Source organism: Saccharopolyspora pogona, from assembly GCF_014697215.1.
GTDB lineage: Bacteria > Actinomycetota > Actinomycetes > Mycobacteriales > Pseudonocardiaceae > Saccharopolyspora > Saccharopolyspora hattusasensis.
This window is the reverse complement of the sequence record NZ_CP031142.1, coordinates 3,693,427-3,710,259: the sequence shown is the minus strand read 5'-3', so window position 1 is coordinate 3,710,259 and position 16,833 is coordinate 3,693,427. Positions and strand designations below refer to the sequence as shown.

Genomic DNA, 16,833 nt, shown 5'->3' with positions numbered 1-16,833 from the left:
TGCGGACAACGGCGGGGCGGGACAGCTGTGCAACACGAGCCCTAATCTTGGGTTTTAACCTGGTGGTTTGTTGGTGGTGTGTGGTTCGCTGCCCTGGTTGATCATGCATGCAGCCCTTGGTTGATCATTCCTCCCGGACGAACACCGGTAGTACCCTCGCCGCCCGCGCCGCGGGCAGGACCGTTGCGACCGGGGCGACGACGCCCGCCGCGAACGGGAAGTCGCGGGTGATCCCGACCTGGAGGTCGCCGACGATCAACGTGATCGTCATGTCGGCACACCCTCCATCCGGCGCCCGACGGTGAGCAGCACGCCCAGACCTAGCAGCATGATGACGGCGATGAGTAGCAGCACCCAGGTATAGCCGCCGGTCGCGTCCTTTATCGCGCCGGTGAGGTACGGGCCGACGAACCCGCTCAGGTTGCTCACCGAGTTGATCAGCGCGATGCCGGACGCCGCGGCGGCGCCGGTCAGGCCCATCGCCGGGATCCGCCAGAACTGTGGCATGGCCGAGTAGATGCCGGCCACGCTCACGCAGACCCCGACGATGAACAGAATCCCGTCGCCGGAGAACGTGGCCAGCAGGAGTCCTGCCGCGCCGATCGCCATCGGCACGGCCGTAGCGACGACGGCGCTGACCCGCGCAGCGAACCGGGACCACACGACCATCGCCACGATCGCGACGGCCGACGGGATGGCGGAGAGCAGCACGCTGTTGACGTCTCCGCCCAGCGACGACGACAACGACGAGATCATCGTCGGCAGGAAGAACGCCAGGGGGTAGAGCCCGAACACGATCGCGAAGAACGCGACGGCCATAGCCCAGACCCGCCCGCTGGTCAGCGCCTGCCTCAGCCCGGTCAGCGCGCCGTGCGCGGCCTGCTCCTCGGCCTCCGCGGCGAGGGTGCCCTCGATGAGCTCGCGTTCGTCAGGGCTGAGCCACTTCGCCTCCCGCGGGCGGTCCGGCAGCAGGAAGAAGATCACCGCTCCGACCAGGACCGTGAGCACGCCCTCGACCAGGAACAGCGACCGCCAGCCCGCCATGTCGAACAGGTTCTGCCCCCAGGCGAGCAACCCGGCGGCCAGCGGCGCCCCGACGATCGAGGACAGCGGGATCATCAGGAAGAACGCCGACATCGTCCAGGACCGGTGCCGACGCGGGAACCAGAAGGTCAGGTAGAGCAGGATGCCCGCGGCCAGGCCCGCCTCGGCGAAGCCGAGCAGGAGCCGGGCGAGATAGAGGGTGGTCGCGGAGTGCACCGCCGCCGTGGCCGCAGTGACCAAGCCCCAGGACACCAGGATGCGGGTGATCCACTTGCGGGCCCCGAACCGGCGCAGGGCGATGTTGCTCGGGACCTCGACGAGGATGTAGCCAATGAAGAACAGCCCGCCCGCCAGGCCGACCTGCGCGGCGGTCAGGCCCAGGTCGCGCGACATCGGTTGGGCGACGTAGCCCAGGTTGGCCCGGTCGATGTAGCTCATCACGTAGGCGAGCCCGACCAGCGGGATGATCCGCCAGGCGACCCGGCGCCAGAGTCGGCGCTCGTCGGCGACGGGTGGGGTGGTGGTCTCGTTGCTCATGACCGGGCCGCCTCTCGTACGGAGGTGGTGGCGGCGAGGTCCAGCTCGCCGGAGTCGGTGACGATCACCCGGTAGTCGCGCGCGGCGCCCTCGGGGTGACCTTGCCGTCGAGGACGTCGTCGAGGACGCGCCGGGGATCGCGGGTCAGCGGGTGGCCGTGCCCGCCGCCGCCCGCGGTGACGTGCCGGTGCCGGGTGCCCGCGGTCATAGTGAGGTGCGGCTTGGCGGGCAGCAGGGTCTCGTTGGGGCCAGGGTCCAGCAAATTGGCCGAGGGGGTGCCCTGGGCGCCGCCCGCGAGGCCGTAGGGCAGGTGGGTGCGCCGGTCGGAGCGGATCTGCACGCTCGCGCTCGGGGCCAGGATTGTCATGTCCCGGAACGTGGCAAGTCCACCGCGGAAGCAGCCCGCGCCGCCGGTGTCCGGGAGGTAACCATAGCCGTCGACGCGGACGTGCCCGGAGAGCTCGATCTCCTCGACCGGGGTGTTGGCGAGGTTGGCGCCGAGCGGGCTGATCCCGTCCACGCCGTCGCGGTCGGGCCGGGCGCCCCAGGCCCCGCAGAGGATGTCCCATAGCACGGTCGAGCCGCCGTCGTCCTCGGTCACGCCGATGGCGACCGAGTCGGGGCCACCGTCGCCCGCGGCCGGGACGCGGTCCGGGAACACCGGAGCGAGGGCGCCGAGCACGGCGTCGATGATCCGGTAGGCGACGAGGCCGCGGGCACCGCGCGCCGCGGGCCTCCGGGCGTCGAGGATCGAGCCCTCGGGGATCACGAACCGGAACGGGCGGTAGAAGCCGCTGTTGGCGGGGAGGTCCCCGGCCAACAGTCCCTGGACCGCGGCGTAGGAGGCGGAACGGGTGAACGACGCCGTTGCGTTGAGCGCCGAGGCGACCTGCGGCGAGGAGCCTGTGAAGTCGAACTCCACGCCGTCGGCGTCGAGCGTCACCCGCACCTGCAACGGGATCGGGTCGCTGCCGAGGCCGTCGTCGTCGATGTGGTCGCGGAAGGTGTAGGTGCCAGGCATGGCCTCGGCGAGCTCGGTGCGCAGCAGGGTCTCGGCGTAGTCGAGCAACTCGTCGACCAGGACCTCGAATCCCGTGACACCGTGCCTGGAGACGAGGCCCCGCAGCCCCGCGCCGCCGGTGTGGCAGGCCGCCAGCTGCGACTCGAGGTCACCGCGGAACAGCTCGGGCTCGCGGACGTTGCGCAGGACGAGGTTGAGGAACGTCTCGTTCAGCTTCCCACCCGCGACCAGCCGGGACGGCGGGATCTGCACGCCTTCGGCGAAGATGCTGGTCGACTGCACAGCCATCGAGCCCGCGGCCCATCCTCCGACATCCGCGTGGTTGACCACGGACACCGCGAATCCGAGCAGCGTGCCGTCGACGAACACCGGCGCGACGGCGAACACGTCCGGCAGGTGCATGCCGCCGAGGGACGGGTCATTGAGCACATAGACGTCTCCCTCGGCTAGGGACTCGCCAAACTCGGTCAGCACCGCGTCCATGGCGTCCGGGATGGAGCCCAGGTGGACCGGGCAGGTGTTGGCCTGGGCGATCACCCGGCCGCGGGCGTCGCACAGCGCGGCCGAGAAGTCCATGCTGGACGCGACGATCTGCGAGTGTGCGGTGCGCAGCACGGTGATCGCCATTTCGTCGGCGGCGCCGGTGACGGCGTTGCGGAAGACCTCGAAGGTTGCGGCGTCCCGGATCACGACTGCTCCCAGCGGATGACGATGGTGTTCAGGTGGTCCCGGTGGGCGGTCGCGCCCGGCGGGACGAGGGTGGTCGAGTCCATGTCCTCGATGACCAGCGGGCCCGGGCGAGGGTCCGCCCTGAGCGCGGCACGGCTGAGCACCGTGGCCTCCACGTGCTCGTCGAACCGGACAGTGCGGACGCCCTCGGGACGGCCCTGCGGCAGCGGCGCGGTGAGCACCGACTCGAGCGAGGCGCCCGCGGCGACGCGGCCGCGCACTCGAAGGGTCACGAACTCGACGAGCTCGTCCTGGCCCGCGCGGCCGTAGGTGCGCCTGTGCTCGCTGTGGAACCGGGCACAGACCTCGGCGAGCGCGGTGTCGTCCAGGGGGCCGTCGGGAACGGCGATGCGCAGCTCGAAGCGCTGGCCGCGGTACCGGACGTCGAGGAACCGGTCGACGGTCACCGCACGGCCGGGGTCGCCTGTCTGCAGCGCGGCAGTGACCTCCGCCGCGAGCAGGTCGAACTCCCTGGCCAGGTCGGTGTCTGCACGATAGGGGGTGAGCCCGTAGCGCTCGACGTCCGCGACCAGCAGGCCGAGGCTGGAGAACAGCCCGCAGTGGGTCGGCACCAGCACGGTGGTGATGTCCAGCTCCCGGGCCAGTGCTGCGGCGTAGAGCGGGCCGGCACCGCCGAACGCGACCATGGTGGTCTCGCGCGGATCGCGGCCGCGTTCGCTGGTCACGGCCTTGACCGCGGTCGTCATGCCGGACACGGCGACCTCGTAGGCGCCGCGGGCGGCGGTGGGCACGTCCGTGCCCAGCTCGGCCGCCACGCCGCTGATCGCCTTATGGGCCAGCTCGGGATGGATCGCGACCCGACCACCGGCCAGCGCCTCCGGACTGAGGTAGCCCAGCGCGACGTTGGCGTCGGTCAGCGTGGGCCGCTCGCCGCCGTTGCCATAGCAGGCGGGACCGGGGCGCGAGCCCGCGCTGGTGGGACCGACGTGCAGGGCACCCGCGGCGTCCGTGCTGATCACGGATCCGCCACCCGCGCCGACCTCAGCGATGTCGATCGAGGGGGCGCGCACCGGGTAGCCGGCGCCGGACCCCAGCCCGCGCGCGACGTTCATCCCGCCGCCGACCTCGTAGTCAGCGGACACGAACGGCTCGCCGTGCTCGATCAGGGATGCCTTGGCAGTGGTGCCGCCCATGTCGAAAGCGACCACACCGTCCAGCTCCATCAGCCGGGCCAGCCGGGTCACGGCGGTGACTCCCGCGGCCGGGCCGGACTCGATGATCTGCACCGGTCGCTCGACGACCTTGGCGGCGTCGAGCAGACCCCCGCCGGACTGCATGACCAGCAGCGGGGCGGTGACACCGGCGCCGCGCAGATCGGCCTGCAGCGCGGTCAGGTAGTCGTGGACGACCGGCCCGACGTAGGAGTTCACGGTGGCGGTACTGGTCCGCTCGAACTCACCGATCTCAGGCGAGAGGTCAACCGATGCGGTCACGTACAGCCCAGGCAATGCGGCGCGCAGCAGCTCCGCCACCCGGCGCTCCTCGTCCGGCCGCAGGTGCGAGTTGACCAGGCACACCGCGACCGCGGCGATCCCGGCACCACGGATCTTCGCTGCCAGGGCGGCCACGTCGGCGTCCGCGGCAGGGGCGACGGTGCCGTCGGCGTGGATCCGCTGGTCGAGTTCGTAGCGATGGCGGCGCGCGGCCAGCGGGGCAGGCTTGACCCAGGACAGGTCGTAGAGCGTGGGACGCCGGAGCCTGCCCAGCTCTAGGACGTCCCGGAAGCCGCGGGTGGTGACGACGGCCGTGCGGGCGCCCGCCATCTCCAGGATGGCGTTGGTGGCAACGGTGGTGCCGTGCAGCATCGCGCCGACCTCGGAGGTCGCGGCCCCGCCCTCGGCGAGGGCGGCGGTCGTCGCGGTCACGACGCCCTCACCGAACGCGGGCGGTGTGGACAGCACCTTCATCGGCACGATGCGGCCCTGCGGACCGAGGGCGACGACATCGGTGAACGTGCCGCCGATGTCGGCACCGATGCGCCAGGGGGTCTTGGACACGAACCCTCCCTTAGGTGAGTTACGAGGAGTTCGACCTCTGATGCCGTGATGACGGGCGGCATCAGGTTGGGATGCACAGTAACCCTCCGTTGAGATATCAGCAATGCATAATTGATATCTATAACGGGCGTGTCTCAGATATGCCCTGGTAGAGTCAGCGATGTGCGTGTCCCTGGGCGTTCAGAGCCAGACCTCCTGCGTGAGCCACCGCCGATCGGCAGCCTGATGGAGACGGCTTACCGGCGGTTGAAGCGGTCGATCATCGAGCTGGAGCGCCCGCCCGGCCTGCACTTCACTGAGCAGTCGGTGGCCCGCGAGTTCGGGCTCAGCAAGACCCCGGTCCGCGAGGCGCTGGCCCGACTGCACCGCGACGGCCTCGTTACGCCGCTGGCGCGGGCGGGTTACGAGGTCGCACCGGTGACCTTGAGCGATGTCTCCGACCTGTGCGACATGCGCTCGCTGATCCAGTCCGAGTCCGCCGCGCTCACCGCACGGTTCGGCCTGCCCGAGGCGCAGGCCGCCAGGCTCGACGAGCTGTGCGTCGACGACGAGGACGGCCAGCTCGGCGGGCCGCACTTCGAGGAGCGATTCCGGCGGAACTACGAGTTCGAGTCGATCATCGCGAACGGATCCCGGAACGCTCGGCTTGCCGCTGCGGCCGCGGACGCGCTGGACGAGATGGAGCGGGTGGTCCGGTTGGCGATCCGACTGGATCCGTCCATGCCACCGGGCCGGATCCAGGAGCGGCGGGCGATCGTCGCGGCCATCATCGCCGGGGACCCGGAGGCGGCCCAGGAAGCGATGGCGCGGCGGACCGCCTCCGCCCGGCGCGAGGTCCTGGACGCGCTGACCACCAGCACCGCAGTGACCAGCGCGTCCATCGCCATCCCCTAGCCATCCCGCAGCCTGCGACCGAGTTCACGCAGGCCAGATGCTGGGCCGCCGTAGAGCAGGCGCACGTGATCTGCAGGTCCACCGAAGGCGTCCCCGGCCAGGGCGGAGATCCCGCGGGCGAGCAGCGCGTCCTCGAGGTCTCGGCCCATCCCGAGCCTGCTCAGGTCGGCGAACGCGAAGATCCCCGACGCCGGCGACACAACTGGGACCCCGGCATCGCCAAGCACCCGGACCAGCAGGTCCCGGTTTCCGCGGAACCGTGCGAACTCACGGTCCAACCAGTCCTGTGGGCCGGTGACGGCGGCCTCGGCGGCGACCTGAGGGATGTCCCCGACGTTGATCGCATCCCACTCGAACGCGGTGTGGATCCGGTCGAGCAGGGGCGTCGGGGCGTGCACGTAACCGACTCGCCAGTGTGTGAACGCGTAGTTCTTGCTCAGGCTGGTCACCGTGACCAGGTCCGGATGCCGGTCCCGCAGGGTCTGCAGCGGGACGTATCTGGGCCGGTCGTGGACGTAGCGCTCGTAGGACTCGTCCGAGAACACCACCAGCCCGTGTCGTGCGGCGAGGTCCACCAGCGCCCCGAGTTGCTCCCGGCTCGGGGTGTGTCCCGTCGGGTTGTTCGGGTTGCACAGCAACAGGGCCCGGGTGGCCGGGGTGATCGCCGCGGTCAAGGCCACGGGATCGGCCGCCCAGCCGTCCGCCGCCAGGGTCCGGACGTGGACCGGGCGGGCCCCGGCCATCCGGACCATGCCGTCGAAGAAGTACGTCGGCGTCGGGACCAGCACCTCGTCACCCGGCGCCAGCAGGGCCCGCAGCGCCACGCTCATGCCGTGCTGCGCGCCGTGGGTCACCAGCAGTTCGTCCGGATCGGCGTGGACCGCAGCCCCGAGGGCCGCCCGCAACGTGGGCGAGCCGCGGCTGATCCGCGGGAACGGCGTGCCCGCCACCCGTCGCACCGCCTCGACGACGTGCTCTGGCATGGGTAGCACCGGCACCCCGGCCAGCTGCACGGGATCGGGACGGTCGGCGGCTCGATCAGCGAGGGCGAGAGCAGGGAGACGCTCGAGCATCGAAGCTCCTGATGACGGGCGCTCAATGGCGCGATGGAAGCCCCGGACCACGCGGCCAGCGCGCTAGTTCATGGGCGGAAGAAGCATCCGCCGGCGAGCGGTGTCATCAGGCCGTCGCAGGCGATGAGAGGAACTCTAACGTCGGTATGGCCGGTCGCGTCAAGTCGCCAGCGGCCGCGTCTTCACAGGTGACGTTCCACCCAGGTCAGTGTCGTATGCCGGAGCCAATGGGTGCTGAGCGTTTGAAGCTGCGCAGCCGCTTGTACTTCTTCTGAGCCCACCGCATCAGGTAGGTGTTGATACGCCGTAGGAAGGGATACAACGCGGACCGGTAGAACCGGCCGTAGTACGTGATCCAGCCCGACACGATCGGATTGATCCAATCGGCGAGCCCTTTCAGATCGAATCCGGTGCGTACGTGTATCCGCCAGGTGCGGACCTGCTGCCGCATCGCCTTGAGCGCAGCGGGGCTGACGCCTGGCAGAAAGCCGGTATAGAACCGCGGCGTTCTCATCGCCGGCCTCCACCGCGATGGAGGCCGAGAACTGCAGAACTACACCCGCACGATCACCGGCAACGGACGGGAGGTGATCACACGGCGGGAGGCGGACACGGACGGTCTCCCGCCAGGGAGATGGCGCCTGAGTTCGCCGTATGACACCGATGCCCGATGGGGCGGCAAACGCGACACCTTCTGGAACGGCTACAAGGTGCACGTCAGCGAGACCTGCGAACGCCCCAGCACCCAGCCGGCCGATGCCACCGTGCCACGACCCAACCTGATCACGAACCTGGCGACCACGGACGCGAGTGTCCCGGACGTGGCCATGACCGAACCGATCCACCAGGCGCTGGATCGTCGTAGCCTGCTGCCCGGCGAGCACTACCTGGACTCCGGCTACCCCTCGGCCGAGCTGATCGTCAGCTCCGCAACCGATTTCGGTGTCACGCTGATCACTCCCCTGCTGGCCGACCACTCACCCCAGGCCAGGGCCGGCACCGGGTTCGACCGGGCCGCGTTCACCATCGATTTCGACCGCGAGCAGGCCACCTGCCCACAAGGCCAGACCAGCTCCACCTGGAACCCGGCCACCCAGCGCGGCACCGACACGATCGTGATCACCTTCGCGACCGCCACCTGCGGGCCCTGTCCAGTCCGCGAGCAGTGCACCACCTCCCGGACCCGGCGACGCCAAATCACCGTGCACCCGCGGGCCGTCCACGAGGCTCAACGCGCTGCCCGCGCCGACCAGGAAACCAAGGACTGGCACGCCAAATACGCGCTGCGGGCCGGCGTCGAGGGCACCATCCGCCAAGGCATCGCGGTCACCGACCTACGCCACGCCCGTTACCGCGGCCTGGCCAAGACCCACCTGCAACACGTGTTCTCCGCGGTCGCACTCAACCTGATCCGCCTCGATGCCTGGTGGAACGGCCACCCCCTCGACCGAACCCGCACCAGCCATCTCACCCGCCTCGAACTCGCCCTCGCAGCATGATCAGGAATTAGCCAGCAGGGTCCAGCCGGGCCAGAAGATCCCGGGCTGCGGCGTTGTCATCACCACCATCGGCCGCGGCCTGGCCAACAACTTCGCCGCGGGAGTTCATCGCGGCGACCACCTGCGTTTGCGGCATCTTTTCCTGCCCGGTGACCGCGGCCCGCATCGTCTTGCCATCGACGGCGACCGCCTCCGCCGGCTCGCTGTCCTGCAGCGTCCAGCCGGACAACGCCTGGTCGAGCTCGTCATGATCGACCCTGGCCGGCACCCGCGCGAAGGTCCACCCCCGACGGGGTGCCCGACCACGAACACACCCCGAGCTCGGCCACAAGCCAGACCGGCAGATCCGCGGCGTACTCGGCGATCTCGAGGAACGTCTAGGCCCCTGCGGCCACCGCCAGCACCGCCAGGGCCAGCAGCAACGGCAGCCGATACCGCAGGCCGCGGGCGTAGCGGGGATCGGTTACCACATCCAGGGCCTGCCACAGGCCCGGTTCGTCGTTGGGCGGGCAGCCAGCGCTTCGCCGCAGTCGCTTGACGCCCGATTCGTAACAATCTGTCAGTTCGACGGGGTTCTGGGAACGTGACAGGCACGGGCTTCCAAGATCATGGAGTTCTCGCCGCCCCGTGATCCGAGTGGAAGACCGTGCCTGCCGACGCATCATCGCCGATCCCGCCTGCCATTGACCAACTCCGCGAGCATCCCGGGGCCGTGCCCGAGGAGATCCCGGGCCTGCTGGAGCGACTGGCCGAGGTGCCCGACCCTCGCGATCCGCACTGCGTATGGCACGCTCTGGTCGTCGTGCTCGCGCTGACCGCGTGCGCGGTTCTGGCCGGAGCGACCTCCCTGCTGGCGGTGGGTGAGTGCGCCAGCAACTCAAGTGTGCGCCAACGGTGGGTCAGTGCGGGGTGGGGAAAGGTTGCTGCGCCGCCGGACGCGGTGTCGCCAGTTTCGCCTGGCGTCGGTGTCTGGATGGGTGGAGCGGGAGGGAAATGGGAGGGTTGTAGGGGGTTGAACCGCGTTGTACTGCACTGAGCGGAAGTGAGCTGCGCCGGTTTGTGCTGCGGTTTCTCGGTTTTCGCAGGTGCATGTCTCTTGTGGACTATGCCGCTGATGGATCTTGAACGGCTCACTGACGGCCTCTCACCGACCTGGACCGGCTACCTGCGGGACTGGGAAGCCGAGATCGCCGCGATCTGCCGGCCTCGCTGGGTCGGCGAGGTCCTCACCATCACCCTGACCGGCCACACCCCGGCCGAGTTCCGCTTGGCGTGGCGCACCGACCAGAAAGCCCGCAAACGTCTGGAGAACCGGTTCTTCGGCAAGCGGATCCTGTTCACCAACCGTACTGAGTGGACCGTCGCAGAGGTGGTCGCCGCCTACCGGTCGCAATCTGAGGTCGAGTCCGGGTTCCGGCAGATGAAAGACCCGCACGTGGTGTCGTTTTCCCCGATGCGCCACTGGACCGACTCCAAGATCCGGGTATATGTCTTCTACTGTGTGCTGGCCCTCGCTGTCGCGCATCTGATGCGTCGCCAAGCAGAACACGCGGGCCTGCACCTGTCCGTGCGGGAACTGCTCGACGAACTCGGCGGCATCCAGGAAACCGTCCTGCTCTACCACGACGGCGGTAAAGGCCGCCCCCGCGCACAGCGCATGCTCTACCCAGAAACAACTCGCCGAACTGTTCGACATCCACCGCTACGCGCCCACCCGCTGACCAGGCCACCAGCCGCATTAGGTAATACGTCCACCTCACCCGGAAACCCATCCTGGCCAGCACAAACACCACTCAAGCACGGACTAGCGGGGAAACTCCGGCTAGCTTCGTGGGGTGACCGCTGATCATGAATGCGTTGAACATCCAGCTCCCGCAGTGCTGCCCTGCCGGTTCCGGACTGGTCACCAGGGCAGGACGGATGAGCAGCCCAGAGAACCACGGGTCGTACTTTTCACGGCGGCGTTCCGGGGCTGGCGGTGGGCGAGCTGCTGCTGCCGGCGGCGGAACTCGGGCTTTCCGTCCGCTACACCTCCCCGAACGCGGCCCACGACCCCACCAGGGTGTACGTCACGACCGACGAGGGCGTCGCAGCCGCCTTCGCCAGCCGTTACCTGGTGGCAGGGGACCGGCCGGTCCCCGGCGACCTCTACGAGGTGCAGTCGGTCGGATCGACCGAGGAAGACCCGGACTACCAGGGCCACTCCCCGGGCATGTTCCTGAGTTGCCGGCGGGCCCGGATCGTCCGGCGGGTCGCCTCGGGGCTCGCGCTGAGCTAGGTCGAGCAGCGGCGCCGGGAACGCCGGTACACGGTGTGGGAGAGGCCGGATGATCCGATCTGGGACGAGAACGGCGTGCTGAACCCGTCGCGGCAGATGCGCAGCCACGGGGTGACCCGGGAATGGACGTTCATGCTGCGGCCTTGGCTGTGGGACACCGAGATCAGCGGCCGCGAAACGCTTCGCGCCGCTCGGTTGGCAGCCAGCGGGCAGGAACCCTGGGGCTCAGTGCTCGACGTCGTCCCCGCGCTGGATCGGGACTGCCAGATCCGGGTCGCGCCAACGTCCTCCGCGGCCGACCGTTCGTACCAGTGCACGACGTGCTGGACGTTGATGCCCGCCTGGAACCACGCTGCCGTGCACCAACTCGGCGAGCACGCCGTGGATCTGCTGATCCAGACCCATGGCTGGGACCGGCCGGACGTCAGGCCCTTCGTACTGGGAAAACTGGTTGAAGCCGCACAGGAACGGAACCCGAATCGCTGGCATTGGCTGCCCGACGAGTTGGGGTGATCCGCTGACCGCCGGCCCGCCGGATGCGGGCAGGTTTACTAGCGGTGCGGGTTGAGTGCGCGCTGAAGCTCGAGGAAACGGGCGGGGAGGGTGGCGGCGGTGAACGCGCCGTCGGTGACACCTCGAAAGTGCCCAGATAACGGGGTCGATGTAGCCCCAGCCGACCATGCCGGGGCGGCAGACCATCAGGGTGAGGGTGTGGCCGGGGTCCACCTCGTTGATCTCGTGGAACACCGCGCGGCCGACCTTGTTCACCTCGCCGGCGCGGTGCTCGACCTCAGGCTCGGGCACCACGCCGCCGTCCCGAACTGGGGAAGGGCAGATATTCCAACCTTGCGCAATTCTCCCGGTCCTCAAGATTCGCATGCTCCGACTCCGACCTCGACCTCGCCGCCGACTCCATGGTCAACGCCGGGTTCGGCTCCACGGGAGCGATGCATGGCGATCTCCGCCGTCGTCGCCGTGGGCTCGGTCGCCGACGACCTCGTGGCCCGTATCGCCGACCGGGCGGCCGGCTCCGCACCGGTGACGGCACCCGCGGCACCGACATGGGGCCCTGGTGACCAAGGCGCACAGCGACAAGGTGAAGGCCAACGTTGGAATTTCCAGAACGAGGTAGAGGTCGGCATGGTCGGCATCAACGTGCCGATCCCGGTGCCGGTCGCCTACGACAGCTTCGACGACACCCACGCACACGGCACCGAAGCCGTGCACTTCCTCACCCGTGGCAAGGTCGTCACGACCCGCTGGCCGGACCCGAGCCACGGCGGCGTCAACCTCGGCTTCCCAGAACGTCCGAGAAAGGCGGGCAGACATGACTCTCACCGGAGACCGTGAGTGGTTTTGGGTGCTATAGCGCCGAAAAGCGCTCACGGGCACTGACCCGGCGCTGGGGTGACCCACACGGCAGCAGGCCACCCCAGCGATTTCCGACTGAAGCGGCTCCTCACTAGGTGCAGACGTAGGCCTCGCCCACGAATGGTGTGCTGTTCGAACTGCTGCCACCAGGGCGGATAGACCAAGCGATATCCCAGTTGACACGCCGCATATATACGGTCACGGGCAGGTTGTTGACGTAAGAGTTGACGTGCTCATTGAGCCCAAAAGCGTTGAGACCCCAACAACCGGCTCCGGTTCTCTCGGTCACGAAGTGCATGTCGGTGAATCCGGTGTTGTAGTACAGACACAGACCGTTGGATCTGCAGGCCTCAACGGCAGAGGCCTGCGGTGCGGCCACGGCACCGGTGGTCGCCAGTGTCACCGCGGCAGCGACGGCGACCCCGTTTCGCGCTGCCCGTCGGGTGAATCTCATTGGCATTTCCCTCTCGTCCGATTGGTGCCCGGGCCGTTCCGGTCCCCGTACACACTGCCCGGATCGGAGACGTCGTTGTCTCAGAGCGAGCACATTCACCCGGATAGAGGCATGCGCGTCGCCCGCACCGGCGCTTGCCTTGTCCCAATTCGGAAAACGATTGTCTCGTGAACACCTGCCACCATCGTGTCGCGAATCCGCGCGACCGTGGTCGACCCGGGCCGCACGCTCACCCTGATGGTCTGCGGTCGGGGCATGGCCGGCTGGGGCTACATCGACCCGGCCGACGGGTCGTTCACGGCCGCCACCCCCCGGCACGGTCCTCTCGGCCTCGCCGCGATCGGTGAGCACCTGCAACGCGTTGCCGACCGCGCCCGACGAGCGGCCCAACTTTTTGGCTATGTCGCGTGGCGTGAATTCCGTTCCCGTGTGATCGGTGAGCCATTCGGCGACAATCCGCCGCAGCTCGCCACTGCGCAACCGGACACCCCCCGCAGTACCCGAGGGCACCGGAGCGGGTGCGGGGGTTCCTGGCGAACCGGCGGGCGGTGTCATGTGCAATTCCCCTTCCCAGGCGGTGGGCCACACAATCGGCATCTCGGTTTCGGCGGCATCGCCGGATTCGCAGATTTCGGCGGCAGGTTGGATCGCGGCCATCAGCACGGTAGCTCCCTCGGTGAACATAGCTCCGCCAGGGGCGGCATTTCGGTGATTTCCCGGTTCCCCCGGTGATGGTTCAAAGATAGCTCTGTGCCGCGCACGATTCAACAAATAAAGCCCCATTTTCAGGACTCTTTTCGAACCGCCCAATAGGGGGCGACCTGCCGTTATTTTGAAATCGCTCACATTTCCTATTCGAATCCCAAGCGCCGGCGAATGGGATCCCCGAAAGTAAGTGGCTTGAAAAATGCCTGAAAAGCGAAATGAAAACAACAATAGTGGAGGGGAGGCTATTTATCGGGATGCGGGCAGTGAAATGCGTGATGGGAGTGTCCTGACGTGATGCCTGGCCGTCCGCCCGCCTCGATGTTTCTCCCGGCCTGTGGCCAGGCCAGTCGGAGATACCCGCGGATCCCCGGTAAGGCACGCTACGCAGCGCGGGACCGCCGTTGAGGGGATGGTCCTCTAAGCGCGGCCTCCTGCGGATCCCCCTGGTGATCCTCCCTATGCACCCCCATATCCCCGGCGCAGGCCTGCGGCCCCGCCGTCCACCGCGTGGTGCGAGGCGAGGCCGCAGGCGTGCCGGCCGGCGGCCCCGCCTTCGATTATCGAGCGTTGTCGTAGGCTTCGGCGATCTCCGCGGGGATACGGCCTCGGTCGGACACCTGAAAACCTTGTTCGCGAGCCCAGGCGCGAATGGCCTGGTTGCGTTCTTTGTCCGTCGTCGGTGGAGCGGCAGCTTTGGCGGGCTTGATAGTCGCGCGCTTTCGCCCTCCGGTCCGGCGGGCATGAGACACATAGGGTGTGAGGGCGTCCCGAAGTTCAGTGTCGTTGTCCTGTGACAGGTCGATCGTGTAGTTGACTCCATCTAGGCTGAACTCGACGGTGGTCTCAGCGGGCGTGCCGTCGATGTCGTCGACGAGCGCAACGGTTACTTTCTCAGCCATGCGGTTCCTTTCGTTTGTCCGGTATCGTGAATTCCGGACGCCGGTACGGAAACGGATTGTAGGGCAACCGCCCGAGATAAAATCCACGGAGCGCCGCCGCGTCCGGGTGGATTACGGTCGCGGCATTCTCTGGGGTGTCACAGGTGCTGGCTGTCGCGGACGGCGATGTTCTATCGCTGCCGCAGCAAGGAGTACCTGCTGACTTCAGGGGGCTCTTCGCGCCTGATGGGATCTTGTGATCAGGTTGCTACGCGGCGTATCGATGACGTGGTGACGGTATGTAGCCATTCGGGGCGGGTGGATCGAGAGGCGGCGTAGCGGGAACGGCGTTGCTGGTTGGCGACGCAGGTGAACCCGAACGCGCCCCGGTAGACGAGCTTGACCAACCGGTTAACGCCCTCGGCGGCGGCGTTGCTGTGGCCGGTGAGCACACCACGGGCGATCTCCTCACGCCAGGTGGAGATGGTCTGGGCCAGGGTCACGATCTCGGCAACGGTACCCCCGGTGGTGCCGCAGAAGGTGAAAACGCCTCGAAGGCCCTGCGGACCTGGTGGCCGGTGGTGGCAACGCCGGTCTGGTTGGGAGACAGTCCGATCACCGCACGCAGCAGTGTAAACATTCAGTTGGATTGCCGTGAGTGGTCTGGGTGATGGCATGGCGTGATCGCCCGATGGGTTTGGTGCCGGTCGGGGTTGGCGCGGGTCAGGTTGGGGTGGGGTCCGGTGGCATCCAGGGGTGTCCGCGGATGGCCTCGCGGAGGGCTTCGATCATGTTGCGGCCGTGCTTGCTGGCGGTGGAGAGGTATCCGCGGATTCGGTAGCGGTCTTTGGTGCGTTTCTCGCTGGTCAGCCGCCCGGAGATGTTCTGTTGCACCTTGGCGGGCCGTAGGTCGCGTTCGGCTTGGTTGGAGGTGGGCGGAATCTTCAGGTCGTGGGCGAAGCGCAGCACGTCGGGCTCGCGGTCGCGCAGGACTTCCAGCAGTAGCCGGGCCTTGCGCTCACCGGGCCGGTTTCCGTGACCGGTGGTGTCGGACAGCCCGACCCGAACACCGTCCCGGAACCGCTTGATCAGCTCGTCTTTGATGGTCTGCTCGATCGCGTCCCGGCCGGTGGCGCGGGCGAGGTTGGCTTCGTGGATCAGCCCGCGCAGTGCGCCGGCGATCTGGGTGGGCCAGTGCGCATCGGGATAGACCTCGCCGGCACCATCGAGATCACGACCCAGGTGAGCGCAACACAGTTGGTGGGTCAGCTCGCCCAGTTCGGCGGAGTCGTAGTTTTGGTAGCGGTCGTGCACGATCACCGAGCCGGCAAGATCCTGGATCACGAACGCCTTGAACGTGGCGAGGTCCCGGTCACCGAGCAGGTAGTGGGTGAACAGTTCGGTGCAGGCGACCAGCAGGTACTTCTCGGCTTTCTTCTTGCCCGGTTTGGGTGTACGCGGCCCCACTCGCAGCGGGGTTTCGTCGCAGCAGACAGCGTAGGCCAGGGTGATCAGCGTGCGGATCCGCGTGTCGACCTCGGTCAACACGCCCGCAGCGCGGGTAAGCATGCCGTGCGCGAAACCCACGCTGGGCGCGGCGCCGGTCAGCGATGCCAACAGCTCGACGCAGCGGTGTACGGGAATGAAGTGCACAACCATGAGATACACAGCGAAAGCCTGCAGGTTCGGGCCGTAGCCCACCGGCCCGGGACGGGCGCCTTCCGGGCGGGCAGCGGTGTGCACCCTGCCGCAGCCGCAGCGCACCGCGTGCTGGTCGTACTGGGTGATCTTCACCGACACCGGGGGGATCTCGTGCTGCTGGTAGCGATCCACCACCCCCAGATCCCGTGCCCCGGCCAGGTCAGTGCCGCACTCGCATACGCCCCGGGGAAACCGGTCCTTGTGATCTCCCGGGGAATCGGTCCAGGCCAGGTTCGCGCCCGGTGTCCCGGGCTGCTTGCCCTTCCGCTTCGACGCGCCGCCGCGTTTCGCCTTCGCCGGAGGCGGTGTCCTGCCCGGGCCGTCGTCTTTGGACGGAGCAGATGACGAATTCTTGCTGTTCCGGGACAGCACATGCTCCAGCTTCGCCAGTCTCTCGCCCAGCGTCTCGTTGACCTCCGCCAACTCGGCCATCTGCGTGGCCATCACTGTGATCTGCCGGTCTCGCACCGCAATCTGCTCGCTCAGCGCCGTGATCCGCGCGCCCTGCTCACCCACGAGCTCGATCAACTCGTCACGGGTCATCTCCTCGGGCACAGGCACCCCAGCATCACAGCAGTTCCGAACCAGAAGATCAGCCAGCGACACGCCGACACAGAAACCACACCAG

The 16,833-nt window shown here is 68.2% G+C and carries 18 protein-coding genes and 1 pseudogene; 7 read left to right on the top strand and 12 right to left on the bottom strand.

The window, feature by feature from the left end:
- Positions 1 to 124 precede the first annotated feature (124 nt).
- From DL519_RS16640 to DL519_RS16625, 4 genes are all read right to left on the bottom strand, one after another.
- Positions 125 to 271 carry a hypothetical protein gene (locus DL519_RS16640; RefSeq protein ID WP_190816132.1) on the bottom strand — a complete coding sequence of 49 codons (147 nt, stop codon included), beginning with the start codon at positions 269 to 271 and terminating at the stop codon, positions 125 to 127.
- Entirely contained in the window at positions 268 to 1,581 is a 1,314-nt protein-coding gene (locus DL519_RS16635; RefSeq protein ID WP_190816130.1) for an MFS transporter, read from the bottom strand. Before DL519_RS16635 ends, DL519_RS16640 begins: the two co-directional genes overlap by 4 nt.
- A gap of 64 nt (positions 1,582 to 1,645) precedes the next feature.
- Complete coding sequence (locus DL519_RS16630) at positions 1,646 to 3,292, bottom strand: hydantoinase B/oxoprolinase family protein (RefSeq protein ID WP_223839111.1); 1,647 nt, start codon at positions 3,290 to 3,292, stop codon at positions 1,646 to 1,648.
- Positions 3,289 to 5,349: a hydantoinase/oxoprolinase family protein gene (locus DL519_RS16625; RefSeq protein WP_190816128.1), complete on the bottom strand. Its 2,061-nt coding sequence runs from the start codon at positions 5,347 to 5,349 to the stop codon at positions 3,289 to 3,291. Before DL519_RS16625 ends, DL519_RS16630 begins: the two co-directional genes overlap by 4 nt.
- Positions 5,350 to 5,574: 225 nt before the next feature.
- Between DL519_RS16625 and DL519_RS16620 the strand changes: the two genes are divergently transcribed.
- On the top strand, positions 5,575 to 6,243 hold the full coding sequence (locus DL519_RS16620) for a GntR family transcriptional regulator (protein WP_190816127.1): 669 nt from the start codon (positions 5,575 to 5,577) through the stop codon (positions 6,241 to 6,243).
- Here DL519_RS16620 and DL519_RS16615 read toward each other — a convergent pair.
- Both DL519_RS16615 and DL519_RS16610 read right to left on the bottom strand, forming a co-directional pair.
- A complete protein-coding gene (locus tag DL519_RS16615; protein WP_190816125.1) occupies positions 6,240 to 7,316 on the bottom strand; it encodes a pyridoxal phosphate-dependent aminotransferase in 1,077 nt (358 codons plus the stop codon). The genes DL519_RS16620 and DL519_RS16615 overlap by 4 nt on opposite strands.
- A gap of 205 nt (positions 7,317 to 7,521) precedes the next feature.
- Positions 7,522 to 7,830, bottom strand: a complete 309-nt coding sequence (locus tag DL519_RS16610) for a group II intron maturase-specific domain-containing protein (RefSeq protein WP_190816123.1) — start codon at positions 7,828 to 7,830, stop codon at positions 7,522 to 7,524.
- A gap of 73 nt (positions 7,831 to 7,903) precedes the next feature.
- On the opposite strand from DL519_RS16610, the gene DL519_RS16605 reads away from it, so the two are divergent.
- On the top strand, positions 7,904 to 8,815 hold the full coding sequence (locus tag DL519_RS16605; protein ID WP_190816121.1) for a transposase: 912 nt from the start codon (positions 7,904 to 7,906) through the stop codon (positions 8,813 to 8,815).
- A gap of 7 nt (positions 8,816 to 8,822) precedes the next feature.
- Here the strand turns inward: DL519_RS16605 and DL519_RS16600 are convergent, their stop codons facing one another.
- Both DL519_RS16600 and DL519_RS48715 read right to left on the bottom strand, forming a co-directional pair.
- Entirely contained in the window at positions 8,823 to 9,083 is a 261-nt protein-coding gene (locus tag DL519_RS16600) for a hypothetical protein (RefSeq protein WP_190816119.1), read from the bottom strand.
- A gap of 393 nt (positions 9,084 to 9,476) precedes the next feature.
- Complete coding sequence (locus DL519_RS48715; RefSeq protein ID WP_263399654.1) at positions 9,477 to 9,605, bottom strand: hypothetical protein; 129 nt, start codon at positions 9,603 to 9,605, stop codon at positions 9,477 to 9,479.
- On the opposite strand from DL519_RS48715, the gene DL519_RS50040 reads away from it, so the two are divergent.
- The 5 genes and pseudogenes from DL519_RS50040 (at position 9,570) to DL519_RS16575 (ending at position 12,443) form a co-directional block, all read left to right on the top strand.
- Positions 9,570 to 9,851 carry a transposase family protein gene (locus DL519_RS50040; RefSeq protein WP_397545057.1) on the top strand — a complete coding sequence of 94 codons (282 nt, stop codon included), beginning with the start codon at positions 9,570 to 9,572 and terminating at the stop codon, positions 9,849 to 9,851. The two genes, DL519_RS48715 and DL519_RS50040, sit on opposite strands and share 36 nt — an antisense overlap.
- A gap of 141 nt (positions 9,852 to 9,992) precedes the next feature.
- Positions 9,993 to 10,536, top strand: a pseudogene (locus DL519_RS16590) (IS1634 family transposase); the annotation flags it as partial.
- Between the two features lie 257 nt (positions 10,537 to 10,793).
- On the top strand, positions 10,794 to 11,093 hold the full coding sequence (locus DL519_RS16585; RefSeq protein ID WP_190816117.1) for a hypothetical protein: 300 nt from the start codon (positions 10,794 to 10,796) through the stop codon (positions 11,091 to 11,093).
- A 75-nt stretch (positions 11,094 to 11,168) separates the two neighbouring features.
- A complete protein-coding gene (locus tag DL519_RS16580; RefSeq protein WP_190816115.1) occupies positions 11,169 to 11,606 on the top strand; it encodes a hypothetical protein in 438 nt (145 codons plus the stop codon).
- 438 nt (positions 11,607 to 12,044) lie between these two features.
- Positions 12,045 to 12,443, top strand: a complete 399-nt coding sequence (locus DL519_RS16575; RefSeq protein ID WP_223839107.1) for a hypothetical protein — start codon at positions 12,045 to 12,047, stop codon at positions 12,441 to 12,443.
- 112 nt (positions 12,444 to 12,555) lie between these two features.
- Here DL519_RS16575 and DL519_RS16570 read toward each other — a convergent pair whose 3' ends face one another.
- The 4 genes from DL519_RS16570 to tnpC form a co-directional block, all read right to left on the bottom strand.
- Positions 12,556 to 13,581 (bottom strand): MarR family transcriptional regulator, encoded by a 1,026-nt coding sequence (locus DL519_RS16570; RefSeq protein WP_190816113.1) that lies wholly within the window; start codon positions 13,579 to 13,581, stop codon positions 12,556 to 12,558.
- Positions 13,582 to 14,183: 602 nt separating this feature from the next.
- Positions 14,184 to 14,525 carry a histone-like nucleoid-structuring protein Lsr2 gene (locus DL519_RS16565; protein ID WP_190816111.1) on the bottom strand — a complete coding sequence of 114 codons (342 nt, stop codon included), beginning with the start codon at positions 14,523 to 14,525 and terminating at the stop codon, positions 14,184 to 14,186.
- A gap of 239 nt (positions 14,526 to 14,764) precedes the next feature.
- Complete coding sequence (locus DL519_RS48710) at positions 14,765 to 15,007, bottom strand: transposase (protein ID WP_190816108.1); 243 nt, start codon at positions 15,005 to 15,007, stop codon at positions 14,765 to 14,767.
- Positions 15,008 to 15,227: 220 nt separating this feature from the next.
- Complete coding sequence (gene tnpC / locus DL519_RS16555; protein WP_190816106.1) at positions 15,228 to 16,766, bottom strand: IS66 family transposase; 1,539 nt, start codon at positions 16,764 to 16,766, stop codon at positions 15,228 to 15,230.
- Positions 16,767 to 16,833: the final 67 nt, after the last annotated feature.